The sequence below is a fragment of the Flavobacterium resistens genome (genome assembly GCF_900182645.1).
Taxonomy (GTDB): Bacteria; Bacteroidota; Bacteroidia; order Flavobacteriales; family Flavobacteriaceae; genus Flavobacterium; species Flavobacterium resistens.
Genome location: NZ_FXTA01000003.1, coordinates 588,349 through 612,867, shown reverse-complemented (window position 1 = coordinate 612,867; position 24,519 = coordinate 588,349). Strand labels below are relative to the sequence as shown.

16 protein-coding genes and 2 tRNA genes are annotated in these 24,519 nt (G+C 34.4%); 9 read left to right on the top strand and 9 right to left on the bottom strand.

The annotated features are described in order from the left end of the window. From FN795_RS13990 to FN795_RS13975, 4 genes are all read left to right on the top strand, one after another. Nucleotides 1-1,041, top strand: coding sequence for an IPT/TIG domain-containing protein (locus FN795_RS13990; protein WP_142451168.1), 1,041 nt, complete (start codon nucleotides 1-3; stop codon nucleotides 1,039-1,041). A 96-nt stretch (nucleotides 1,042-1,137) separates the two neighbouring features. After that, nucleotides 1,138-2,370: a glycoside hydrolase family 27 protein gene (locus tag FN795_RS13985; protein ID WP_142451167.1), complete on the top strand. Its 1,233-nt coding sequence runs from the start codon at nucleotides 1,138-1,140 to the stop codon at nucleotides 2,368-2,370. Nucleotides 2,371-2,380: 10 nt separating this feature from the next. Next, complete coding sequence (locus FN795_RS13980; RefSeq protein WP_142451166.1) at nucleotides 2,381-3,346, top strand: glycoside hydrolase family 5 protein; 966 nt, start codon at nucleotides 2,381-2,383, stop codon at nucleotides 3,344-3,346. Between the two features lie 597 nt (nucleotides 3,347-3,943). Then, nucleotides 3,944-5,017 carry an outer membrane beta-barrel protein gene (locus FN795_RS13975; protein ID WP_142451165.1) on the top strand — a complete coding sequence of 358 codons (1,074 nt, stop codon included), beginning with the start codon at nucleotides 3,944-3,946 and terminating at the stop codon, nucleotides 5,015-5,017. A gap of 358 nt (nucleotides 5,018-5,375) precedes the next feature. On the opposite strand, the gene FN795_RS13970 is transcribed toward FN795_RS13975, so the two are convergent. The 5 genes from FN795_RS13970 to FN795_RS13950 all read right to left on the bottom strand — a co-directional run bounded on the left by FN795_RS13970 (nucleotide 5,376) and on the right by FN795_RS13950 (nucleotide 10,999). Next, entirely contained in the window at nucleotides 5,376-6,281 is a 906-nt protein-coding gene (locus tag FN795_RS13970) for an N-acetylmuramoyl-L-alanine amidase (RefSeq protein WP_142451164.1), read from the bottom strand. Nucleotides 6,282-6,315: 34 nt separating this feature from the next. Then, nucleotides 6,316-6,864, bottom strand: coding sequence for a hypothetical protein (locus FN795_RS13965; protein WP_142451163.1), 549 nt, complete (start codon nucleotides 6,862-6,864; stop codon nucleotides 6,316-6,318). 37 nt (nucleotides 6,865-6,901) lie between these two features. Next, nucleotides 6,902-8,215, bottom strand: a complete 1,314-nt coding sequence (rimO, locus tag FN795_RS13960; protein WP_035647762.1) for a 30S ribosomal protein S12 methylthiotransferase RimO — start codon at nucleotides 8,213-8,215, stop codon at nucleotides 6,902-6,904. A 213-nt stretch (nucleotides 8,216-8,428) separates the two neighbouring features. Next, the gene (locus tag FN795_RS13955) at nucleotides 8,429-9,934 is read right to left on the bottom strand and encodes an OmpP1/FadL family transporter (RefSeq protein ID WP_142451162.1); all 1,506 of its coding nucleotides are present in this window, start codon (nucleotides 9,932-9,934) and stop codon (nucleotides 8,429-8,431) included. A gap of 45 nt (nucleotides 9,935-9,979) precedes the next feature. Continuing rightward, nucleotides 9,980-10,999: a hypothetical protein gene (locus FN795_RS13950; protein ID WP_142451161.1), complete on the bottom strand. Its 1,020-nt coding sequence runs from the start codon at nucleotides 10,997-10,999 to the stop codon at nucleotides 9,980-9,982. A 101-nt stretch (nucleotides 11,000-11,100) separates the two neighbouring features. On the opposite strand from FN795_RS13950, the gene proS reads away from it, so the two are divergent. The 4 genes from proS to rpsT all read left to right on the top strand — a co-directional run bounded on the left by proS (nucleotide 11,101) and on the right by rpsT (nucleotide 13,251). Beyond that, nucleotides 11,101-12,579 (top strand): proline--tRNA ligase, encoded by a 1,479-nt coding sequence (gene proS, locus FN795_RS13945; RefSeq protein WP_142451160.1) that lies wholly within the window; start codon nucleotides 11,101-11,103, stop codon nucleotides 12,577-12,579. Nucleotides 12,580-12,657: 78 nt separating this feature from the next. After that, nucleotides 12,658-12,729, top strand: a tRNA-Glu gene (locus FN795_RS13940). Between the two features lie 46 nt (nucleotides 12,730-12,775). Continuing rightward, a tRNA-Glu gene (locus tag FN795_RS13935) sits at nucleotides 12,776-12,847 on the top strand. Between the two features lie 152 nt (nucleotides 12,848-12,999). Next, nucleotides 13,000-13,251: a 30S ribosomal protein S20 gene (gene rpsT / locus FN795_RS13930; protein WP_012026903.1), complete on the top strand. Its 252-nt coding sequence runs from the start codon at nucleotides 13,000-13,002 to the stop codon at nucleotides 13,249-13,251. 96 nt (nucleotides 13,252-13,347) lie between these two features. Here rpsT and FN795_RS13925 read toward each other — a convergent pair whose 3' ends face one another. Both FN795_RS13925 and FN795_RS13920 read right to left on the bottom strand, forming a co-directional pair. After that, nucleotides 13,348-13,761 carry a response regulator gene (locus FN795_RS13925; RefSeq protein WP_142451159.1) on the bottom strand — a complete coding sequence of 138 codons (414 nt, stop codon included), beginning with the start codon at nucleotides 13,759-13,761 and terminating at the stop codon, nucleotides 13,348-13,350. A 4-nt stretch (nucleotides 13,762-13,765) separates the two neighbouring features. Further along, entirely contained in the window at nucleotides 13,766-15,421 is a 1,656-nt protein-coding gene (locus tag FN795_RS13920) for a PAS domain-containing sensor histidine kinase (protein ID WP_244289983.1), read from the bottom strand. A gap of 223 nt (nucleotides 15,422-15,644) precedes the next feature. On the opposite strand from FN795_RS13920, the gene typA reads away from it, so the two are divergent. Continuing rightward, nucleotides 15,645-17,441 carry a translational GTPase TypA gene (gene typA, locus FN795_RS13915; protein WP_142451157.1) on the top strand — a complete coding sequence of 599 codons (1,797 nt, stop codon included), beginning with the start codon at nucleotides 15,645-15,647 and terminating at the stop codon, nucleotides 17,439-17,441. Between the two features lie 107 nt (nucleotides 17,442-17,548). Here the strand turns inward: typA and FN795_RS13910 are convergent, their stop codons facing one another. Then, nucleotides 17,549-22,045: a T9SS type B sorting domain-containing protein gene (locus tag FN795_RS13910; protein ID WP_142451156.1), complete on the bottom strand. Its 4,497-nt coding sequence runs from the start codon at nucleotides 22,043-22,045 to the stop codon at nucleotides 17,549-17,551. A gap of 180 nt (nucleotides 22,046-22,225) precedes the next feature. Further along, nucleotides 22,226-24,505: a T9SS type B sorting domain-containing protein gene (locus FN795_RS13905; RefSeq protein WP_244289982.1), complete on the bottom strand. Its 2,280-nt coding sequence runs from the start codon at nucleotides 24,503-24,505 to the stop codon at nucleotides 22,226-22,228. Nucleotides 24,506-24,519 lie beyond the last annotated feature (14 nt).

The window sequence follows — 24,519 nt, the reverse complement described above, 5'->3', positions numbered from 1 at the left end:
ATGAAAAATATAAAAATAAAATACCTTTTGCCGTTTTTTACGATGGCATTTATGGTGCTAGGATTGTTGTCTTCATGTGATAATAATGAAGCGTCAAGCGGTTCTGGAGGAACACCTGTAATCACAAGTGTTGCAAAATCTGTTGAAGGAGATTTGGTGCCGGTTAAGGTTGGAGATCCTAAAAATTATTATATCATTCAGGGATCAGGCCTCGCTAATGTAACAAAAATCTATTTTAATGATTTTGATACTTATTTCAACCCGACATTAGTTACGGATTCTGCAATTTTTGTTTTAATTGACGAAAAAACACCATATGCAAATTCAAGTAATAAATTAAAATTGGTTACAAAAACGGGAACTGTTTTGTATGACTTTGTGATTGCGCCGCCAACACCAAAATTAGAGAGCTATAATTCTATTAATGCTGCTGAAGGTGAAATTGTAACAGTTTATGGTGATTATTTCTTGAATCCAACGGTAAAAGTAGGAACGGCAGATGTGCCTGTAATTTCTTCAACACTGACTGAGATCAAATTTAAAATGCCAGCTAATGCAACAGATAAGTATGTCACTGTGACAAACATTTCTGGTTCAACCGTTTCGGAAGAAGCGATTGGTTCGGCATTATATGATGATGCTTTGCAAGGTGACGCAGGACATTGGATGTGGAGCGGTGGAGATACTTTTGATACAGACTTTAAAGATGATAAAGTTCAAGGTAAATCTTCAATTAAATTTGTATTTGGAGGATGGAATGGCGCTGATATGAAATTTAATTCTAGAAATATTTCAAAGTATAAAGCATTTAGAGTAAAAGTCAAATCGACATCGACAAATACTGGTGCAAGTGTAATATTTGTTTTTGGCGGATGGGCTTATCAAATTAAAAAGACAATAACTCCAAATTGGACTACAATTGAAATTCCGTTTTCAGATATTGGAAATCCAACTACTTTCGATCAGCTGACACTTCAGGAATCGGGTAATTTTGGAGGAAATACAATCCTTATGGATGACATGGGATTTGTATTAAAGTAAAAAGCAGTTATTTGTTTTGAGTTTTGTTTAAGTATTCCCTAATCTACTCAATTAGGGAATACTTTTTTTAATTATAATTAATTTGAAATTTTAATAATGAAAAAGATTATTTCAGCATTTGCTCTTTTTGTTTCCTGTCTGAGTTTTGGGCAGGGAAATACACATAATCAGGCAGGAGGAAAATTTGAAGGTTTAGCCATGACACCGCCAATGGGGTGGAATTCCTGGAATACTTTTGGAACCGATATTAATGAAAAATTAGTAAAAGAAACCGCCGATATTATGGTTTCGTCTGGTTTGGCAGCAGCAGGTTATAATTATATTGTTTTAGACGATGGCTGGATGACCAGAGAACGTGATGCAAATGGAGATCTTGTTCCTGATCCGGTTAAATTTCCTAATGGAATGAAAGCGCTGATTGATTATGTACATAGTAAAGGTTTGAAATTTGGTTTATACAATTGCGCCGGAACACAAACTTGCGCCGGATATCCAGGAACGCGTGGTTACGAATATCAAGATGCGCGTTTTTATGCTAAATTAGGAATTGATTTTCTTAAATACGATTGGTGCAATACAAAAGGAATTACAGCTCCTGAAGCTTATACAACAATGAGTAACGCCTTAAAAGTTGCTGGAAGACCAATTGTTTTTAGTCTTTGTGAATGGGGTGATAATCAGCCATGGGAATGGGGGAAACCAATTGGAAATCTTTGGAGAATTTCAGGAGATATTTATCCTTGTTTTGACTGCGAATTCAAACATCCGGAAAATTGGTCGTCATGGGGATTTATGAAAATTGCTGAAATGCGAAAAGACATCCGTAAATATTCTGGCCCGGATCATTGGAATGATTTTGATATGATGGAAGTTGGAAATGAAATGAACGATACTGAGGACAAATCGCATTTTGCAATGTGGTGCATGCTTTCGTCACCTTTATTTACAGGAAATGATTACCGAAAAATGTCTAAAGAAACATTAGCAATTTTAACTAACAAAGATTTGATTGCAGTAAATCAGGATAAATTAGGAATTCAGGGATTTAAATATGCAGCAGAAGATGGTTTGGAAGTTTGGGTTAAGCCTTTGTCAGACGGAAATTGGGTAATTACTTTTTTAAACAGAAGCGATGTTGCTAGAAAAGTCAATTTCGATTTTAAAAAGAATACCATCAAAGATGCTGATTTTGGTTATGAAGCCGATTTTAATAAAGTAACCTATAAAATAAAGGATCTTTGGCAAAACAAAGAAATCGGAACAACTAAAAAGAATTTTGTTTCTGACCTTGCGTCACACGATGTTATTACGCTTAGATTAATGCCTTAAATCTTAAATTATGAAATCAAAAAGCCATTTTTGCACTATTGTCTTGTTGCTGTTTTCTTTTGCTTTACAAGCTCAGTTTGTTAAGAAGCATGGACAGTTGAGTGTTAACGGAACTCAATTAGTAGATAAAAATAACAATCCCATTGTTTTACGTGGATTGAGTTTTGGCTGGCATAGCATGTGGCCGAGATTTTATAATGAAAAAGCGGTAAGCTGGTTAAAGAAAGATTTTAATTGCAATGTTGTCAGAGCTGCAAATGGAATTGAGTTAGGGGAGATGTCTTATATAAAAGATCCTCAGTTTGCAAAAGAAAAAATTGAAGCGGTTGTAAATGGTGCTATCAAATCGGATATTTATGTCATAATTGATTGGCACAGTCATAATATTAATTTGAAAGAAGCGTCGGCTTTTTTTGCCGAGATGTCAAAAAAATATGCCAAATATCCTAATATAATATATGAGGTTTTTAATGAGCCCGATTATGAAAGTTGGTGGGAAGTTAAAACGTATGCCGAGGAGATTATTCGTGTAATTAGAGAAAATGATCCTAATAATGTTATTTTGGTTGGATGCCCACATTGGGATCAGGATATTAATCTTCCCGCAGAAGATCCAATTGTAGGTTACAATAATATAATGTATACGATGCATTTTTATGCCGCAACTCACGGCAAAGAATTAAGAGATCGAACTGATGCAGCTATAAAAAGAGGACTCCCAGTTTTTATCTCGGAATCTGCAGGAATGGAAGCTTCAGGTGACGGACCTTTAAATGTAAAAGCCTGGCAGGAATATATTGATTGGATGGAATCCCGAAAATTGAGTTGGATTACCTGGTCGGTTTCGGATAAAGATGAATCTTGTTCTATTCTTATGAAATCGGCTAAGTCGGAAGGAAAGTGGAAGGATGAAGATTTAAAGGAATCTGGAATTAAGGTTAGAGAGTTTTTAAGAAAATATAATACGCAGGAATAGAAAAATTCTTGTTGTTTTTTATGAAGCCTGTTCAGTTTTGAACAGGCTTTTTTTTGTTGTCAAAATAAGAAATTGAATCTTTCGTTGAAGATTGTTCTTTGCTATTTTGTAGGTTTGTTTTTGTAGGAATTTTGTTTTTGTGAAATTGCTTTTTTGGGTTAGCTGATTTTGTTCTGTGTTTTTATTTTATTTTTAATATTTTGTTTATACCCCCTAATTTTTTAGGGTAGTGTTTTATTTTTATTTCTTTTTGTATTGATTTCGCTTGATTTTTTCTTTGTTTTTTGTTTAAAACCCTTTTAAAAATTGAAAAATAGCTTAAATCGTGTTGTTGAATTTTCAAAAATGAATCCGTATAAATATCAAATAACGATTATTGCTTCTTTAATTTTTGTAATCCGTAATTCTGCTTGTAAAACATCAAAAAAGTACTTTTCGATTGTTCTACTCATACAAAAGTTAATAAATTCGCTAATGAAAATGAAGGGGTTTTTTGAGGATGATGAGGGATTTTTAGAATTGACATATACTATTAATTACAGCTATATAAACGATTAACTAACCAGAATCAATTAATAACCAAAAACCAATTAAAACATGAAAAAAGTATTACACATTTTAGCCGCGATGTTAACGAGTTCTTTTGCTTTTGCTCAAGATGATACTGAGACTTCAACTCCACCAGCAACGACATGGGGCGGATCAGCAGATGCGTACTATAAATACGATTTTTCTAAACAAATGAACGGATTAACGAGCTTTACCAACTCTCAGGATTCATTTGAATTAGGAATGGCCTCTATCGAAGCAGGACACACTTTCGGAAAAGCTTCTGTATTTGTAGACTTAGGATTCGGAAAAAGAGCGGGCGAATTTTCATATAATGAAACAACAGATAAAGATATAAACGCAAAATTTTTAATTAAACAATTATTTTTCACTTACCAGGTTACTGATAAATTTAAATTTGTAGCGGGTAGCTTTGGTACTCATATTGGGTATGAGGTATTAGATGCAGTCGATAATAAAAACTACAGTATGTCATATGCATTCTCTTACGGACCGTTCTTTAATACGGGGGTAAAGGCGCAATATACATCAGGAAAGTTTACGGCTATGTTTGGTATCACCAATCCAACGGATTTTAAATCAGCTATGGATGCTGGTTCAACACAAAAAACATATATTGGGCAAGTTGGATATATTGGTGAAACAGGAAGTGCTTATTTGAACTTTACGTCTGGAAGCAGTAACCCGGCATCTGACGAAAATAAAACGCAAATCGATTTTGTGGCGTCAAAAACAATAAGCGATAGTTTTGGTCTTGGATTCAATGCGACTTATGCTAAAACTAAAAATGATTTTGACAGCGATCTAGATGGAGAATGGTTCTCATTAGTAGGATACGCAAATTACTCATTCTCTCCATCATTATTATTGGCTTACAGAATGGAATATTTCGATGCTAAAGATGCTGCACCAAGTTTAGGAACCTTAACAGGTTCAAGTGTTTTTGCAAATACAGTTTCTTTAAATTACAAAGTTGGAAAACTGACTATAATTCCTGAGTTAAGATACGATGCGGCATCTGAAGACATCTTTTTAGATAGTGATGCATTGCCAACAGGTGGATCTTTCTATGGTCTTATAGCTACAACATACTCTTTCTAGAGATAAAGATTGATATTTTTTTTTTTTTTTTGGAGCTGTCGAAACATATTAATGTTTTGGCAGCTTTTTTATTTGTCATGAAATGTGAATCGTGAAATGTGAGCAGTGAAAAGTAAGCTGTTAAATATAAATGCGGGAAGTATACTAACTAGATGATTTCTGTATAAGAACTTTTAGTCGATGCAATAATATTGGAAATACTTTGTCTAGTTTTAATTTCACAAATGGTAATGTTAAAAGAAGAATTATTGCTCTAGTCAACCTATACATTTTTAGCTTTAATCCACTTATAAGGTTATAAAAAAAGCGCATTTCTAAATGTTTAAGAAATGCGCTTTTGTATTTTTTTTGAAACTTATTACTGAACTTGCTTTTTGTAAATAGAGTAAATAGTGTCTATTGTTTTTCGGTCTAAAGTAGGCGTTACATCAGTTTGAATATAATGTAGTTTGAATGCCATAATTGCTGCCGAAAGATTTTTTGTGTTGTATCCAATTATTCGCAATGCAGGCTCAATTTTAAAATCAAAAGGAGCTTCTTCTAGAATTTCATCTGGCCAAATTCCAAAGCCTTTTTCTGCTAATGTTTTCCAAGGAAATAGAGCACTCGGATCTTGTTTTCTTCCTGGGGCAATATCAGAATGACCTAAAATGTTTTGCGTCGGAATATTATAATCTTTTTTCAATTTTGTCAAAAGAGCAACAAGACTACTGATTTGGCTTTCTGTAAAAGGCTTGAAGCCGTTGTTGTCTAATTCAATTCCAATTGAGCTTGAGTTGATATCGGTGTTTTTCCCCCAAGTAGACGCACCTGCATGCCAGGCTCTTAAATAGTCATTCAGCATTTGCACTACTTTTCCATTTTCAGAAATAATATAATGAGCGCTAACCTGTGTTTTTGTTTTTGTAAACGTATTTATGGTCTGTTTAAGAGAGTCCTGAGCTGTATGATGGATTATGATAAAACTTGGTTTTCTTAAATTGAAATTTACCGTTCCAATCCATTCTGTGGTAATTCCGTTTACTAAATGAGTAGATCCTGTTTTTGACAAAGTGTCCTTTACAATACCTAATTGTGCTGCGTAAGTAGTATCAATTACAACTGGACTAACTGCTGGAATTGGTTGTGGATCTTTACTCGTAATTTGGTTTTCCAAATTTTTAAGCTGCTGATCGTATACTTTTTCAGTATTTTTATATGGATTTGTCGAGCAAGAAGTTATGATAATTGCTAAAATCAAATAACAAAAATATTTTTTTACCATGATCATTCACATTTGAAGTTGAAGTTTAAAAAAATTATTCTTCAGCTTTTATTGTTTTTTCTTCTGTTGCCTCTTCTTTATGCTCTTTAGAATCTTTTTTCTTTTTGGATTTTGTTTTTTGGATTCCTTTGTAATTAGCCATAAAATCCTTGTACTTTTCTACTTGGTCAGGGTTCAAAAAAGCATTTATTTTTTTATTAGTGCTTTCTCTCAATGCATTAATTTGTTCTAATTTTTGATCCTGGCTGCTGCTTTCATTTTTCAAAAGAACTCCTTGTTCTTTCATACTATCGGCTAAAACATTTGTAATTGCAATAGCCTGAAGATCGTCAAGTTTTAGTTCAGGTTTCATTTGCTCTACAATTTTAGCAGCAGTTTCTTCAGCAGGAATTTCTTTTGGTTTGCTTGGAGAACTTTGTGGGCCAGCCATCATACTTCTGTCCATACCCATTCCTCCGCCGCGACCATATCCTCCGCCGTAGCCATTATTATAACCATTATAACTGTTACCATATTGAGCTGATGCTACATTAAAACAGCACAAAGTAAAAATCAAAAGAAAAAATAGGTTAGTTGGTTTCATAATAAGTTATCTAAATTGATAATAGTTTAGCGTAAATTTAAGCAGGTTCTCCGTATAAATCAAATTCTGTTGCTTCAATTATCTTGATATTAACAAATTCGCCTGTTTTTACATAATATTTCGAGGCGTCAATCAAAACTTCGTTGTCTACATCAGGGCTGTCGAACTCTGTTCTTCCCACGAAATGGGCGCCTTCTTTTCTGTCAATAATACATCTGAAAACTTGTCCAACTTTCTCTTGGTTCAAATCCCATGAAATTTGCGACTGAAGTTCCATAATTTCATTTGCTCTAGCTTGTTTAACATCATCCGGAACATCATCTTCCAATAAATAAGCATGTGTGTTTTCTTCATGTGAATAAGCAAAACATCCCATTCTGTCAAACTTCATTTCCTGAACAAAGTCTTTCAAAATTTCAAAGTCTTCCTGAGTTTCACCTGGATATCCAACAATTAAAGTAGTTCTGATTGCCATTCCTGGAACCGCAGCACGGAAATCTTTCAATAACTGTGTTGTTTTAGCTTGCGTTGTCCCGCGACGCATTGATTTCAAAATTGAATCTGAAATGTGTTGCAACGGAATATCAATATAATTACAAATTTTAGGTTCGCGTTTCATTAACTCTAAAACATCCATAGGGAAACCCGTTGGATAGGCATAATGAAGACGAATCCATTCAATTCCTTCTACTTTTGCTAATTCTTCCAGAAGTTCTGCAAGATTTCGTTTTTTATAAAGATCAAGTCCGTAATATGTAAGGTCCTGAGCAATTAAGATTAATTCTTTAACGCCATTTTTAGCTAAACCTTGAGCTTCTTTAACTAGTTTTTCAATTGGCTGAGAAACGTGTGAACCTCTCATTAAAGGAATCGCGCAAAAACTGCAAGGTCTGTCGCATCCTTCTGCAATTTTTAAATAAGCGTAATTTTTTGGAGTTGTAGTCAAGCGTTCTCCAAGTAATTCGTGTTTATAATCAGCGCCTAATGCTTTTAATAATTGTGGTAATTCAGTTGTGCCAAAATATTGATCCACATTCGGAATTTCTTTTTCTAAATCTGGTCTGTAACGTTCAGACAAGCATCCAGTTACAAAAACTTTGTCTACTAATCCTTTGTCTTTTTTGTCTGCATATTCCAAAATCATATTTACTGATTCCGCTTTAGCGTTATCAATAAAACCACAAGTGTTTATTACAATAATGTTTCCTTCTTTTTCTGCGGGAGCCTCATGTTCAACTTCTTTTCCATTAGCACGCAGTTGTCCCATAAGGACTTCACTGTCATAAACATTTTTTGAACACCCAAGAGTGATTACGTTAATTTTGTTCTTTTTTAAAGACTTGGTTCTCATACTTTTATAAATTGGAGTGCAAAATTACACTTTTTTATTCAAACACCGCTTGTTTCCGTTTCTTTTAGGTGTTTTTTATGAAGCTGATCCCGTTGTTCGCTATATCTTTTGTGGTGAACACCACCACAAAAGGATGTCACTTCCATCGGGGCTAAAAAAAATCCGCCAAGAAGAACTTGGCGGAAATCCTGATTAATCTATTTTAATTTCTAATTACAATTCAAATAATAAGCTCAAAGTAACATTGTTAAGTTTTGATGTAATGTTAGCTCCGTCAGTGAATCCAGTAGCAAAAAATCCTTGATTTGATTTTCTTTCCGAATAAGAATAAGCCAAGTCTAATTTAGTTGCTCCAAAACTATAGCCTAAACCTCCTGAATAACTATTTAAGTCACCAATTGTTGTTCCGTCTTTATAAGGGCTTCCTTCAAAACGATATCCTCCACGAAGACTTAATCTTTGGATTTTGAATTCTCCACCAATTCTTAATTCACCGTTAGATGTCAATTGATTACTCATGTCGTTATTTAATCCTCTAAATCCTGGATCGCTTGTTGGTTTGTATTTTGTATTGGTGTAATCCTTAATAGAGTAATCTACACTTATTAACCCTGATTTTCCAAATACATAAGCACCGCTAAAAGTAAATTTACCTGGTGTCTGCAAAGTATATCGGTCATAAACATTGATGAGGTTTGGGTTGATATTTTCATATATTTCCTGACCACCTGCTGCTTGTCTTGTTGTTGATAAACTTTGTGCAACTTCATCATATAGGTCGTACCATGTGTTTGATTCGTATGCAGCACCAAATCTTAAGCCATCAGTAACTTTAACAATTGCTCCTAACTGAAAAGAAAAACCGTTTCCGTAAGTGTATAAGTCGTTGTTAAAACGCAAACTCGATATTGTTTCACCTGCTTCAAGTGGGTTAATGTTGTCTTCGTAAAAACTGCTCGATCTTCTGAAATCTGTAATGTGTACATTTAAATTGGCTCCCAAATAAAGTATATCTTGGAATGAAGTGGCAATATTAAAACTTAATTTACTGTTATATCCGCTTGTGTAAATTTCGTTTTCCTGATAATAATTACCGCCGCCAGGAACTGCAGAAACATATTGTGTGTTATTACCATCATTTGGGTTGACAGGATTGATGACGTATCCTTTATATCCAAAATAGGCTTGTTGTTCATCATAATACATATCGCGATATGGTACTCCTGTTATCACATTTAAAGGTATTCCATTAGCATAAGTCAAAAAGTACTGATCAATTGAATTTCTTGGATTTGTACCGGCAGAGAATACATTGTTATTGAAATTGTTAGTGTTTTCATAGGTTGCTCCAATCACAATTTTTTTCCAATTATTTTTTGGATTATGATCATGGAAAACAAAAACGCCACCTGCTTGGTTTAAGATAAAAGAATTGTCTTTGTCGCTGGTTTCAGTTCCGAAATAGTTGGAGTTGTTTTTCTTGGTTTGATTGCTGAAAGTAACTCCAATTTGATTATTGTTGAATACAGCAGAACCTGCAGGATTCACAGCTAAAGCTGATAAATCCCCGCCAACAGCTCCAAAAGCACCGCTCATGGCTCTGTATCGTGCAGTTCCGGTTAAATTGTCTTGAGCATATCGCACAGCGTCAGATACTTCTTGTGAATGTAAAGCGCTAAAAGATAGTCCTATAGTAAAAAGGAAGAATATTTTTTTCATCTGGTTTGGTATTTAAAGTGATAGAATGATTTGGTGAAAGAGTTGTTATCTTCTTCCGCCGCCACCGCCACCGCCGTAGGATCTTCCTCCTCCGCCACCGCCACCACTGTAGCTGCCACCGCCGCTTCTCATGCTGCTTCCACTATTGTTCATTGAACGAGATGGGCTAGGAGAGTAAGTTCTAGATGGACTACTGTTTGAAGGGCTGTAACTTCTGTTTGTTGTACCTGCGCTTGATCTTCTGTTTGAATAATCGTAACCACTACTTTGGCTTTGAGCTGTACCTCTTCTGTCTGTAAAAGTTGGACTTGAATATGTTCTGCCATTTACAGAAGAACTTCTTCTGAAGTCTGAGTAACTTCTGCCATTCGTGCTATAATTGTTGCTTCTTCCTGCGTAGTTTCTTGATGAGAAATTATTTCCAGCATAACTTCTGCCAGCATAATTTCTTCCTGCATATGATCCTCTTCCTGCATATGAATCTCTTGATGCATATCCTCTAGATCCATAATAAGCGGCAGAGCCTCTTCTTCCATAGCTATAAGAGTAATTATTGTAGTATCCGTAACCTGGGTAGCCCCATCCTGGATATCCCCATCCCGGGTAACCCCATCCTGGATAATATCCCCATCCGTAGTAAGGATATCCCCATCCATATCCGTATCCGTAATAAGGGTATCCCCATCCGAATCCAATTCCCCAAGACCATGAAGGATCAGAATAATAGGTTACTGAAGTTTCTGTAGTTCCGCTTCCCCAAGCAGGATAAGCAACAGATGCTGTTTGAGTACTGTCGTTTACTGCGTAATTACTGTAATTGTCTACATCAGTAAAAATTTCGGTAGGCTGGTTGTCGTCTTGGAGTGATTTAAAGTAATCTTTATATTGATTGTTGACGTTTGCAGAGCTTGTCTGCGTGTATGTATTTGTAGATTTGCCATAAACTCCATCATTATCATAGTATGAGGAATTTTGGTAAGAGCCACACGATGCAAGTAGAAAACTCAGTAATCCAATTAAGCAAAAGTAACTTGAGTTTTGGCGGAGAGAAGTAGAAGTTTTCATATCTGTGGTGTTTTTTATTGTTGCACATTACAAAAATAGTTAGTTTTGTCAAACTATTTAGTTAAAATTATTAAAACAAAATTTGTGCCAAACTATATAATATGAGTAAGAACCTTACTACGAGATCAGAAGATTATTCAAAGTGGTATAATGAACTGGTTGTAAAAGCAGATCTAGCCGAAAATTCAGGAGTTAGAGGATGTATGGTTATTAAGCCATACGGATACGCTATTTGGGAAAAAATGCAGGCGGAGTTGGATAGAATGTTTAAAGAAACTGGACATCAGAATGCTTACTTTCCTTTATTCGTGCCTAAGAGCATGTTTGAGGCAGAGGAAAAAAATGCAGAAGGATTTGCAAAAGAATGTGCTGTTGTAACGCATTATAGATTAAAAAATGATGAGGAAAGACCAGGGAAATTAATGGTTGATCCAAATGCAAAGTTAGAAGAGGAGCTTATTGTTCGTCCAACGAGTGAGGCGATTATTTGGTCTACATATAAAGGATGGGTGCAGTCATATAGAGATTTGCCTTTATTGATTAATCAATGGGCAAATGTTGTAAGATGGGAAATGCGTACGCGTTTGTTTTTAAGAACTGCTGAGTTTTTATGGCAAGAGGGGCATACAGCACATGCTACAAAAGAGGAAGCAATTGAAGAATCTGAAAAAATGATGAATGTATATGCTGAATTTGCAGAGAACTTTATGGCAATTCCTGTTGTAAAAGGTTTCAAAACTGAAACAGAACGTTTCGCAGGTGCAGATGAAACTTATTGTATTGAAGCGTTGATGCAGGATGGAAAAGCGTTACAAGCTGGAACGTCACACTTTTTAGGTCAGAACTTTGCAAAAGCTTTTGATGTTAAGTTTGCTAATGCTGAAGGAAAGCAAGAGCATGTTTGGGGAACTTCATGGGGAGTTTCTACTCGTTTAATGGGAGCTTTAATTATGACGCACTCTGATGATCAGGGATTGGTGTTGCCTCCAAATTTAGCGCCAATTCAGGTTGTGATTGTTCCAATTCATAAAACTGATGAGCAATTAGCGCAAATTACTGCAGCGGTTAATGAATTGACAGTGAAATTAAGAAAGCTGAAGATATCAGTGAAATATGATGACAGAACAACTCAAAAACCAGGATTCAAATTTGCTGAATGGGAATTGAAAGGAGTTCCTGTTCGAATTGCCGTTGGTCCAAAAGATTTAGAAAATGGAACTTTCGAGGTTGCAAGACGTGATAATTTGTCAAAAGAAGTTGTTGCTAGCGAAAAAATCGTTGAATATGTAAACGATTTACTAGAGCAAATTCAAAATGATTTATTTACAAGAGCTTTAGATTATCGCAATACTCATATTACAGAAGTAAATAGTTTTGAGGAATTTAAAGAAGTTTTAGAAGGTAAAGGTGGTTTTATATCTGCTCACTGGGACGGAACTGCAGCAACAGAAGAGAAGATAAAAGACTTGACAAAAGCGACAATTCGTTGTATCCCTTTGGATGCTGTTGAAGAGGCGGGAACCTGTGTGTTTACTGGGAATCCTTCTTCTAAAAGAGTGCTTTTTGCGAAGGCATATTAAAAAAAAAATATTTTTTTTGCTTCAACTATTGTGCAACTAAAAAATAGATGTATCTTTGCATCCGCAATACAGAAGCACGGTCCGTTCGTCTATCGGTTAGGACGCCAGGTTTTCATCCTGGTAAGGGGGGTTCGATTCCCCCACGGACTACAAGTTATATTACATATTGAAAAGTTTCCAAACTTAGGAGAATTTAGGTCCGTTCGTCTAGGGGTTAGGACGCCAGGTTTTCATCCTGGTAACAGGGGTTCGATTCCCCTACGGACTACAAATTAGTTGTAAATAAGTTTTGTAAAATAAAAATTGGTGTCTCGGTTTTTGTTTTATTAGTTAAAACCAAAGTGATTGCCTAGCAATTGTGGGAGGTTTTTCTTTTTTAACTAGTATTTATAATTATTATTACATCTAAAATTAAAGAAAATGGCAAATCATAAGTCAGCATTAAAAAGAATCAGAAGTAACGAAAAAAGAAGAGTTCTTAACAGATACCAACACAAAACTACTCGTAATGCGATCAAAGCGTTAAGATTAGCTACAGATAAATCTGATGCTGCTGCAAAATTATCAACTGTAATCTCTATGATTGATAAATTAGCTAAAAAGAACATTATTCACGATAATAAAGCTTCTAACTTGAAGTCTAAATTAACGAAACACGTTGCTAAATTGTAATTAATACAATTTGTAAGATATATAAAAAGTCCTCTTGTGAGGACTTTTTTTGTTTATAGCAATTCGAAAATTTAGTATTGAAAATTGAAACGTCACTTATAGATCTATTTTCTTTTTAAGATATTCCAGCATGGGTAGTGTAATTGGTTTTGAAAGGAAATCTATTATTATGGGATATTTTTTTGCTTTGGCTAAATCCTCCGGGTCAATTGTTGAAGAGAGTACAATGACACTTGCGGTATTGAATTCGGCATAATCAGAAGAGGTGAAATGGTCCAAAAATTCCCAGCCTCCCATAACAGGCATGTTTAAATCTAAAAAGATTAGTTCGGGTTTTTTGCTGTCTTTGTTTTTGTTGCTGGTGTATTTTAAGGTGTTGAAGTGATGAAGGGCTTCTTCGCCATTTTGAGCTGTAATAATTTCATGGCAAATTTGTGACTTCGAAATTACTTTTTTGCATAGCATCAACGTGATTGGGTCATCGTCAATGCATAAAATTTGCTCGAGCATGATGTTAATTTTTAAATGTTATTGTAAAGGTCGTCCCTTTATTGACCTCGCTTTCTATGCTAATTGTTCCTCCCATGGTTTCAACCTGGGATTTTACAAGATATAGGCCAAGTCCTTTGCTGTCAGGATAATTATGAAATCTTTGATAAAGGCCAAAAACCTTGTCGCGGTTTCTTTCTAAATCAATTCCAATTCCATTGTCTTTAAATGTTAATATCGCTTTATTGTCTATTTGTTCTGCAATAATGGATATTTTTAATTTCCTGTTTTCCGATTTGTATTTAATAGAATTGGTGAGCAAATTAAGCAAAATACTTTCAATGTATGCTTTGTTAGTGTTAAGTAATGGTACGCGTTCGAATTTTAGTTTGATAATAGGTTTGTGTAATTCTATTTGAAAAGATAATTGACTAAAAACGTTTTCAAAAACTTCTTTCAAAGATACTTCTTCTTTTTGCATTGAAGGATTGTCTTTGATGATTATAACTTTTACTAAGTCGTTTATTGTTTCATTTAATAAATGAGTCGATTTGGTAAACCCGCCTAAAATTTCTTCGAGCTCGGGATTTTCGATTGGGATATCTTCGATGAGATTCAGAAGTCCGATTAAATTAGATAAAGGAGCTCTTAAGTTGTGAGAAGTGATGTATGAAAATTGTTTTAAGTCCTTGTTGTTTTGAGTTAGTTCTCGAATAAGGTGCTCTTTCTCTGTTTCGAGCTTTTTTTCTTCTGTAATGTCTCTTTGAATTGAAATCCAGTGAGAGATTGACCCTTCATTGTTGAAAATTGGAATCATAGAGAATCGGACCCAATATTCTTCTTTTTGTTTGGTATAACTAATAGTTTCTATCAGGCATTCTTCTTCATTTTTAATAGCCCTTAACAACTTTTTTAATTCCTCTGAATCTGATTTAGGTCCTTTAAAAATATTCGGAGATTTGCCTACAATTTCGTTTGATAGGTATCCCGACATTTGAGAAAAAGCTGGATTTACGTAAACTATTTTTGGGATTTTTCGTGCCTGTGAATTGGCTTCGGTAATTAAAATTGAATCTTTGGATTGAGTGATTACTGTTTCTAATAATTTTAATCGCTGTTCTTCTTCTTTTTGCTTGGTAATATCCTGAATAGCACCAATCATTCTAATGGCTCTTCCGTTTTCATCTTTTAATAAAAAACCACGATCTAAGACATATTTATAGCTTCCATCTGCGCATCTAAAGCGGTATTGATCTTGCCATTTCTCAGTTTTTTGCTCAATAAAAGAGTATAGTTTTATAGACATTCTGATACTGTCTTCGGGGTGAATTTTGTCAAACCACCATTTTGATGTTTTTCCAACTTCGTTAGGATTGTATCCAAAAACTCCTTCGATTCCTTTGTTCCAATTTATGCTGTCTTCTTGGATTTTCCAGTCCCAAATGGTATCGCTCGTTGCTTTTGCTACGATGTCATACTTTTCATTTGATTCTTTTATTTCTTCGTTTGTTTCTTTTAATTTTTTAAAAACAGTTACATTTCTTTTTTCATTTTTTGAAACTATGTATTTGAAAAATAATGCGGTAGTTAGGATGAAAAAAATATCTTTAAGAAAAAAAAGGTTAAAATATTTTATGTCCGAAAAATAAGTGGTAAGTATTTTATGACAGACTACTGCCATAAATAATGATACTAGAATATAAACTAGAGTAATTTGGAGAGTTTTACTTTTCATTACCTCAAATATAGTTAAATTAACTATAACTAAACAATAAGTAAAGTTCATTTTGAGATCTCTATTTTGCTGTTTTGTATTAACTAATTGATTGTATATACGCAAACTATGTTAGAAACGTTTTTTATTAAAAAATAAAGTGTACCTTTGCGCCCATTAAAAATCACAGATGGAATCTATTAGAAACATTGCAATTATTGCCCACGTCGATCACGGTAAAACCACTTTGGTTGATAAAATTATGTATCACTGTCAATTATTTCGTGAAAACGAAAACACAGGTGATTTAATTCTTGATAATAACGATTTAGAGCGTGAGAGAGGTATTACAATTACTTCTAAAAACGTATCAGTTCAATATAAAGGAACAAAAATCAATATTATTGATACTCCAGGCCACGCGGATTTTGGAGGTGAAGTTGAACGTGTACTGAACATGGCCGATGGTGTATGTTTGCTAGTGGATGCTTTTGAAGGTCCAATGCCACAAACGCGTTTCGTATTACAAAAAGCGATTGACTTAGGTCTTAAACCTTGCGTAGTTATTAACAAAGTTGATAAAGAAAACTGTACTCCTGAAGAGGTTCACGAGAAAGTTTTTGACTTAATGTTTGAATTAGGTGCTGAAGAATGGCAGTTGGATTTTCCAACAGTTTATGGTTCTGCTAAAAACAACTGGATGTCTGATCATTGGGAAAACGTAACTGATAATGTTGAAGCATTATTGGATATGGTTGTTGACAATGTACCAGCTCCTAAAGTTTCTGAAGGAAATCCACAAATGTTGATTACTTCTTTAGATTTCTCTGCATTTACAGGTCGTATCGCTATCGGACGTCTTGAAAGAGGTATTTTAAAAGAAGGTATGCCAATATCTTTGGTAAAAAGAGACGGTACTGTAACAAAATCAAGAATTAAAGAATTACATACTTTCGAAGGTCTAGGACGTAAAAAAGTTACAGAAGTAATTGCTGGAGATATTTGTGCTGTTGTAGGTGTTGAAGGGTTTGAAATTGGAGATACTATCTCTGATCACGAAAATCCTGAAGGATTAGCGTCTATTGCTATCGATGAGCCTACAATGAGTATGTTATTTACAATTAATGACTCTCCTTTCTTTGGTAAAGAGGGTAAATTTGTAACTTCTCGTCATATTAGAGAGCGTTTGACAAAAGAATTAGAGAAAAACTTAGCGATGAAGTTAGGTGAAACTGATTCTGCAGATAAATTCATGGTTTTTGGCCGTGGTGTACTTCACTTATCTGTTCTTATTGAAACAATGAGAAGAGAAGGTTATGAACTTCAAATTGGTCAGCCACAAGTTATCATCAAAGAAATTGATGGTAAAAAATGTGAGCCAATCGAAGAATTAACAATCGACTTACCAGAAAATCTTTCAGGTAGAGCAGTTGAATTCGTTACACTTCGTAAAGGTGAAATGTTGAGTATGGAGACTAAAGGTGAGCGTATGATTATTAAATTTAATATTCCATCTCGTGGAATTATTGGATTACGTAATCAATTACTTACTGCTACTGCTGGTGAAGCTATCATGTCACACCGTTTTATTGGATATGAGCCTTACAAAGGAGAAATCGCTGGACGTAACAAAGGTTCTTTAATTTCTATGGAAAAAGGAAAAGCAATTCCTTATTCTATCGATAAATTACAAGATCGTGGTAAGTTTTTCGTTGAACCAAATGCTGAAATCTACGAAGGTCAGGTAATTGGAGAAAACTCTCGTGGAGATGATATGTGTGTAAACGTAACGAAAGAGAAAAAACAATCTAACGTACGTTCTTCTGGAGCTGATGAAAAAGCTAGAATCATTCCACCAATTATTTTCTCATTAGAGGAAGCTTTAGAGTACATTCAAAAAGATGAATATGTAGAGGTTACTCCAAAATCTATTCGTTTGAGAAAAATCTATTTGACAGAAACTGATAGAAAAAGATTTAAAATCTAATTAGATTTAAATTCAATATAAAAATCCCAAATTCCAATTATGGAGTTTGGGATTCTTTTTTGCCTTGTTTTTCGGAATTTTAAATTTTTATAATTGGAGAGGTTATCTTATCTTTTTAAACTAAAATGACCTTTTGCTTCTCGTCCATCTTCTAGTTTTAACGTGTACCAATAATCATCTGCCGGCATCGGATTACCTGTGAAAGTGCCATCCCAACCATCACCAGAAGTGGTAAGTTGCTTGATTAGTTTACCATATCGATCAAAAATAAGGATTTTGGCACCCGAATTAAAAGTGTCATCTGCTCCCTGAAGGTTCCAGTAATCATTATATCCATCATTATTTGGCGTGAAAAATTTTGGAATTCCAAGTACTGCTACGGTTTTTGAAATTTTCCCGCATCCATTCTTATCATTTATGTAAAGGTCATGTATGCCTGGTCGGACATTTTCAAATAAACTGGATTCTTGATAAGAACCGTTAGGATCATCTAAACTGTATTCATAATTTCCAGCTCCCGAAACATTTGCTTCAACAGTATTATAATCTGATAAATCGGAAATAGAAACAGAATCAAGATGAGCAATATCTGAAGCTGTTACGTTGATAGTTCGGATTCTGCTACAGCTACTTGCATCTTTAGTGAAAACTTCTACGGTATAGTTTCCTTCCTCGTTGACATCTAAGGTTTCATTAGTTTCTCCGGGTATTATACTTCCGTCTTTTGACCAAATATATGTGTATGTACTGGCTGGTATATTTCCAATAATTCCCGCATCAAGTTTGACAAAAAACGTTGGCAAATTAGAACATACTAATTGATCAGCATTTTTGTTACTATTGATGTCAATATTCGGTTTCGGGTTTACTTTTAATGTAATGTAGGCGCCTAATCCAAAACAGGCATTGTCCAGATTACTGTCAACGCGAACCCAGATTTCTTGTTGTTTTGGTGTTGTATTTCGGTAATTTGAAGGATTTCCAATTGCATTAGTTTCTGCCAAAGCATCAGCTTCATTTGCGAAATATTTTATGGAATAATTTGCGCTAGCCGAAGGAAGCATTGCCTGAATGTCAGCTGTCACACTGCTGAAATCAAAGGCAGAAATTCCGTCTTTGTCATCATTAACACCATCGACAAAATCATCACAAATGGTAAAAGATCTTTTAAAGTTACGATCTATTTGTGTGGTTGAAACTACTAAATTTAATTGAGCAACTGAAAAACATCCGTTTGAATTTTCAACTCTTGCCCAGATATTCTTGTTACTGCTCGTAAACGCAAGCGGATTAGAAATTGAAACATTTGGATCTTTGGTATTTGCCCCAGCCAAAGTAGTATAATAAGAGAATGTTTCATTGGCAGAATTGCCTGAAATAAAACTGTTTTTCTCAGTTATATTAAAATTTGAAATTCCATCAGTATCATCATCACATTGAATTAATGTAATTGGGGAATTTAAAACTGGCAAAGTGTATAGCGTGAGTTTTACAGAATTAGCAGACGTCAACCCACAGGCATTGTTGTTTCTGTTTAAAAGTACACGGTATTGATAACCATTCATTGTTTTATTTGTTTTTTGAATGGTTAAAGAAGTAGTTTTAGTTCCTGTATAAATCGCATTTTCGGATAAAGCATTCCAAATATTTCCGCCATCACTAGAAAATTGCCATTGAAAAGTATCAGCATTCGATTCGATATTGAAAATAGCTTTTTCTAATTCACAAACGGTTTGATTTTCTGGCTGTTTAGTAATTATAATTGGAGTTGCAATAATATAATTGCCATTTGGAGTTGTATAGCCATCAGTTCTGCTGGTTACAATTCCGAAAGAATTTACGTTAACTGGCACATTTCCTAATTGTCCATCAAAATTTGGATCAGAAAATCCAGCTTCAATAACATCATTACAGCCGTCATTGTCACTATCAATTTCGGTGTGGTTTTTTATTCCATCATTATCCGAATCTAAAACGGTATATTTTAAAATTCCACTGTCTGGATTGGTTTCTAAAGCATTAGATAATCCATTAATTCCAAAATCCATTGTATCAATAATTCCATCTTTGTTAGTATCTGGAGCATTACTTCCTGATTCGTTTAAATCATAAATACCATCATTATCGCTGTCTAAATCAAGATAATTTGGAATTCCGTCATTATCGGTGTCTAGTGCTGTTGCAGAAGAATCGAAAATATCATCCAATCCATCTAAATTAGCATCTTTATTAGATAAAGCAATTGGTTTTATTTGCGATTCGATTACATCAGGAATACCGTCATTGTCTGAATCTAAATCTAATTGGTCTGGAATTCCGTCACTATCAGAGTCTTTTGGAACACAAGTAGCAGTAAATTTAAATGTTGCTTTATTTCCGGCAGTGTCTAATAGATTTTTATGTGTGATTTTAAATGATTGTGTTTGATATGACTGAAATTTGAATGTTCCTGTTCCTGCTGGCAATGGAACGCTTCCATTTAAACGAAAGCGAATTTCAAAAGAAGAAAATTGTGTAACGCCACTTTCATAAATTCCATCATAATTTGTATCAATTAATAATTGATTATCAGGATTTAAAACGGTGACAGTTTTATCAATATCTGAATTGATAATGTATTCAGAATCTGAGTTTAATAAATCAGTTGCATTGGCATTGTTGCTATATTCTAAACGAATATTTATTGGTTTTGAGAAATTCAGTTTATAGTCTACAGAAAAACCTTTTCCAGGCATGACCTCGGTAACAAAACTTCCATCTGCATTTCCTGTAAAAGGAACAAGAGCGGCCGTTGAGCTATTTGTAATCGTGCCCGTAAAAGAATTAGAATAAGTTCCAGTTTTTACCAAACCAGAACTTGGATTTGAAATATTAATCGGTAAATCTCCGTATGATTCAGTGCAATTTGTTATTCCGTCGTTATCATAATCAACATCAATATTGTCGTTGGCTAAGTCATTATCGATATTTATTGGACATTCGCTTACTGGAATTTTATCTGAGAAAACATCACTTACACAGCCAGAGATACTTCCTCGTACCTGATAAAAACCAGGTTCTGATGGAGTGAAATTATTCTTAGTTTCGCCGGGAATTAAAACGTCGTTTTTGTACCACTGAAAAGTATCATATGAAGAAAGTGTATTTATCTTTAAAGATACATTTGGAATGCAAGAGGAATTGTTTAATGTTATTTTACCGCTGACAATTTCAGGTTTTAAATCAAAACCTGAATAATAGCCTCCATAAGTTGCGGCTCCATTGGTTCCAAAATAAGAAACATATACTTGTTTTGTTGATTTTACGGCTATATTTCCAGATAAATCAGATACACTGTAACGAACAAAATCTGCTGTTCCCTGAATTGGTATAGGTGCAGATGTGATTGGACTATTATTTAATGACACGATAGCTCCGGTTTCGGTTACAATATTTAGGAATCCGTTGAAAGTATTGTTGCCAATAGATTGAATCTGTGGGATATTGTCGACTGTATTTGGCGTGGCACAATTTATTGGCGGAACAAAAAATAAATTTTGATTGGCAGGATTTATTGTTCCACCAATACTTTGATAAGCAAAAACGTTTGCAGAAGTTTTTATGTATAAACTTCCATTGATAAACTGACTTCCATCAATTGCAATATATTCTCCGCTATTAAGTGTTTTATAAGAAACAGAAGAGCCATTCAAAAATATTTCGGTATTGTTGGAATGTGCTACTATTAAAACACGTTCCAATTCATCAGTACCAAGGCCTTTTATGAAGATGTATTCTTTCCCTGTCTTTTCTAGAGAAACAATTTGATCAAAACCAACATCTCTTCCTACTGGAGCTAATCCTCCGTTTTGTGTTGCTCCTAGAAGTGTACTGTTACTTCCACCAAATGAACCAGAATTGACTACGACAGGCTTATCAGAATTAACTAAAGCGCCAATTATTTTAGAACTATTTGATGTAAGTTGGCCATCGTTATAATTTTTTAAAGCCAAAACATAACTTTCGTTTTTATTTAAAGTAACAGTTATTGGCCCGGAAATAGTAGATCCGTCTATAAGTTGAGTTCCGTTTTGAATGTTTGAAATAGTGATCTTGGTTCCGTTTTCTGTAGCCATTATAGAGGCAAAATTCAATAAAGTTTCATCAAAAAGTGGATTTAACATTGCTCCCAATCTAAAAGTGGTACCCAAGGCACTATTTCCTTTAGAAACTAAACCGCCTGCATGATTATATCCTCCATTTTGAGTGAGTCCGGCGTTGACTCTGGCACTTACATAAACGAGATCTTCAGCCTCAATTACATATCCTCGGTTGGAAACAATTCCTGTTTTGGATAGAGGAGTAAATAATTGTGTGTCTAGCCCGCTTCCAATGTAATATCGGTACGGATTGTTACTATTAACGGTTCCGCTGACTACACTTCCTCCATTGGCAATAATTTTAAAATTTACATTAACAAGGCTTGGAGTTGAGATGTATAAATATTGATCATTGGCAAATCCAGCAACAGAAATCAATGGCGGTATATAATGTGTTTTGCTAAATTGTGAGAAACAATTTACAGTACAAAAAAGAAACAATAGGAAATGTAAAGTTTTTTTCATTGGCTCGGTTAATGGCTGTATACAGAATTGAATCGCCCAAATCAAAAATAAGTTTTATTTTAATTTCTTCGAGAAATCGAGTGGTTTTTCTCCCTAATTATTTGAATTTTAGGATTTATTGGGGATTGTTTGTTTCTGAATTCTATTTTTTGAAAAAAAACAGGAACTGATAAAGCGTTTTTATCTTTTTAAGCTAAAATGTCCTTTAACGCTTTTTCCATCCACAAAAAGAAGTGTAAACCAATAATCATCGGCAGGTAATTGCTCGCCATTAAATAATCCGTTCCAGCCAGTGCTGCTTTGGTTCATTTGTTTTAGAAATTTTCCGTAACGATCAAAAATTCGAATTGTATAAGCTGGCATCTGATTAATGTCTTTGATGGCCCATAAGTCGTTATAGCCATCATTATTTGGAGTAAAGAATCTTGGATAATCCAAAACATAAACTAAAAAACGGTTAGAAAGGCCACAACCATTTTTATCTCGGGCGACAGCATAATAAATGCCAGGTTCTATTCCATTAAATTGTGGTTCATCCTGAAAAACATTTCCGTCTAATGAAAATTCATAATCCCCAGAGCCTGTATATTTTATCAAAACCGAATTGTCAACACCAGAAAAATCTTTTACTACTGCTTCTGTAATAATAGCAGGTTCAGACAAAATCACTTTGAATTTTTTTGTTTTTTGACAGCCGTTTGCATCCGTCACTGTAACACTATAATCGCCTGGTGCAGTTATTGTTTTTAAATTTGAAGTTTCAGCTCCAGGGCTCCATAAATAACTATTGAAACCTGCAGCTACACTTAATGTAATGTCACTGTTTTTGCAAATGTATTTTGATTCCTCTTCAAAATTTGGCGGATCAAAGGTGTTTACAACAAGCGTAACCGGTGAAATGCTATAACAATCAGCCCCATTTATAATTCGTGCATAAATGGTTTGCGTAAAAGCAATGGTGTTTTTAAAAATATTAGGTAAAATATTTGTTTCTGTCAAAGCATCGTTTGAACTTAAAAAATAGTGCACTTCTAAACCTGCTGGAAGACCGGTCGTTAGTTGAGGCGTTACTTGTGCTTGAAGATCAAATTGGTAAAGACCATCTTGTTTGTCGTCACCGTCACAAGTTTTTACTGGATTTTGAGCTGAAATTGCATTATTTGAAGTTTGAAGTTTTACTTCGACAGTTTTGAAACAGCCAAATTTATTTTCAATTCTTCCATAAACAATTTGATTTGCGCTCTTATTCGTGTACTTTTCTGGATTAACAATAGGGTTTGATTTGGACTGCGCATTGGCCAGAGTTTCATAATAACCACTGTTTGTAATATCTGACGCATTATTTTTAATCAGATTATCTACTTTCTTTAAATCAAATACACTTATGCCATCATTATTGTCATCGCATTGAACCAATGTTGTATTTGTTGAAAGAATTTCAGGGGCAACTTCAATTTTAACTTCTCCCGTCAAAGTACAAGTAGAAGGAGTTAATGTAACATCTGCTTTATATACTCCTGATGTTGTTGCATGTAAAACAGGACTTTTTTCACTTGGTAAAAGCACGCCGTCTTTATACCATTTAAAATCGTATGAAGCGGATAATTTTGTATCTAATATTGCTTCTTCTCCAAAGCATAAAGGATTACCAGATAATGCTGTTTGATCAGCGCCAAAATCAATTTTTGATGAAAAACTGCCAGCCTGTAAAAAAACTGCCGAATCATAATATTGGTTTTTATCATCGGCAATAACAAGTTTTATATGATACTTTTTTCCGGCAACTACATTAGTTCGGGCATTCATTACAATAGTTTGTCCTGCATAATTTATAGGACTTGTTGTATTGTTGTTTAAACCGTTAAAATAATTTTGATTAACAGCAGGACATCCCGGATAAGGATCTCCGTTTGATGCAACTCCGGGTTCAATTTTTGGTCGAACGTTTGTTGAAGAAACCGGAATTGTACTATTCGGCAATACAGCTAAATTTTTATACGGATCAGAAGTTCCTACTTCTTTAATTAAAAATGCAAATCCATCAGAATATTCACAAGGGAAAAAAGACTGATATTCATTGGATGCAAAAATGTAGTTAAAACTTAGAACATCGGTTAAAGGAACAAAATCAAACTCTAAAACAGTTGCGTTTATTGAGTTGATTCCGAGAATATTGTTCAAATCACTATCACCTGTCCAATTAACATTTCCTCCACCATTATTACTAACGTAAGGGCCTACCGCTTGTCTACTTGGTGAAGTTGTTAAAATAATACCTTCAGCAAAAGGGAAACTGCTTGATCCAGCATTGAAATAAGCATAACTCTGCTGTCCTACTGTAAAAGTGTCTCCTTTTCCTGAAGAATTTGATGTCGTAGCACAAGAGCTGTTGACTAATACATTTTCAATAAGTTGTTGAGGCGTTCGTTGGTCATCTATGCTAATATATTGAGCGTTCATCTTAAGAGATAAAC

Bases quoted from the DNA above. Each gene is read 5' to 3' on its own strand.
- FN795_RS13990 (WP_142451168.1), top strand. From the start codon at position 1: ATGAAAAATATAAAAATAAAATACCTTTTGCCGTTTTTTACGATGGCA.
- FN795_RS13985 (WP_142451167.1), top strand. From the start codon at position 1,138: ATGAAAAAGATTATTTCAGCATTTGCTCTTTTTGTTTCCTGTCTGAGT.
- FN795_RS13980 (WP_142451166.1), top strand. From the start codon at position 2,381: ATGAAATCAAAAAGCCATTTTTGCACTATTGTCTTGTTGCTGTTTTCT.
- FN795_RS13975 (WP_142451165.1), top strand. From the start codon at position 3,944: ATGAAAAAAGTATTACACATTTTAGCCGCGATGTTAACGAGTTCTTTT.
- FN795_RS13970 (WP_142451164.1), bottom strand. From the start codon at position 6,281: ATGGTAAAAAAATATTTTTGTTATTTGATTTTAGCAATTATCATAACT.
- FN795_RS13965 (WP_142451163.1), bottom strand. From the start codon at position 6,864: ATGAAACCAACTAACCTATTTTTTCTTTTGATTTTTACTTTGTGCTGT.
- rimO (WP_035647762.1), bottom strand. From the start codon at position 8,215: ATGAGAACCAAGTCTTTAAAAAAGAACAAAATTAACGTAATCACTCTT.
- FN795_RS13955 (WP_142451162.1), bottom strand. From the start codon at position 9,934: ATGAAAAAAATATTCTTCCTTTTTACTATAGGACTATCTTTTAGCGCT.
- FN795_RS13950 (WP_142451161.1), bottom strand. From the start codon at position 10,999: ATGAAAACTTCTACTTCTCTCCGCCAAAACTCAAGTTACTTTTGCTTA.
- proS (WP_142451160.1), top strand. From the start codon at position 11,101: ATGAGTAAGAACCTTACTACGAGATCAGAAGATTATTCAAAGTGGTAT.
- rpsT (WP_012026903.1), top strand. From the start codon at position 13,000: ATGGCAAATCATAAGTCAGCATTAAAAAGAATCAGAAGTAACGAAAAA.
- FN795_RS13925 (WP_142451159.1), bottom strand. From the start codon at position 13,761: ATGCTCGAGCAAATTTTATGCATTGACGATGACCCAATCACGTTGATG.
- FN795_RS13920 (WP_244289983.1), bottom strand. From the start codon at position 15,421: ATGGCAGTAGTCTGTCATAAAATACTTACCACTTATTTTTCGGACATA.
- typA (WP_142451157.1), top strand. From the start codon at position 15,645: ATGGAATCTATTAGAAACATTGCAATTATTGCCCACGTCGATCACGGT.
- FN795_RS13910 (WP_142451156.1), bottom strand. From the start codon at position 22,045: ATGAAAAAAACTTTACATTTCCTATTGTTTCTTTTTTGTACTGTAAAT.
- FN795_RS13905 (WP_244289982.1), bottom strand. From the start codon at position 24,505: ATGAACGCTCAATATATTAGCATAGATGACCAACGAACGCCTCAACAA.